The organism is Bacillus sp. GbtcB10 (assembly GCF_019091365.1).
GTDB classification, from domain to species: Bacteria; Bacillota; Bacilli; order Bacillales; family Bacillaceae; genus Bacillus; species Bacillus altitudinis.
The window spans coordinates 1-243 of sequence record NZ_JAGXJP010000330.1 but is presented as its reverse complement, the minus strand read 5'-3'; the positions used below and the strand labels follow the sequence as shown (position 1 = coordinate 243).

Annotated in this window: 3 tRNA genes; all 3 read left to right on the top strand. The window is 57.6% G+C overall.

What is annotated here, in order from left to right:
• The 3 genes from KVT11_RS20410 to KVT11_RS20400 all read left to right on the top strand — a co-directional run bounded on the left by KVT11_RS20410 (position 1) and on the right by KVT11_RS20400 (position 242).
• Positions 1 to 77: transfer RNA gene (locus KVT11_RS20410), tRNA-Arg, on the top strand.
• A gap of 7 nt (positions 78 to 84) precedes the next feature.
• Positions 85 to 161 (top strand) — tRNA-Pro (locus tag KVT11_RS20405).
• A gap of 8 nt (positions 162 to 169) precedes the next feature.
• A tRNA-Ala gene (locus tag KVT11_RS20400) sits at positions 170 to 242 on the top strand.
• The last annotated feature ends 1 nt before the right edge of the window (position 243 follow it).

Sequence of the window (243 nt, the reverse complement as noted above, 5' to 3'; positions counted from 1 at the left end):
GCGCCCGTAGCTCAATTGGATAGAGCGTTTGACTACGGATCAAAAGGTTAGGGGTTCGACTCCTCTCGGGCGCGCCATTAAGATCGGGAAGTAGCTCAGCTTGGTAGAGCACTTGGTTTGGGACCAAGGGGTCGCAGGTTCGAATCCTGTCTTCCCGACCATCTTTTATGGGGCCTTAGCTCAGCTGGGAGAGCGCCTGCCTTGCACGCAGGAGGTCAGCGGTTCGATCCCGCTAGGCTCCAC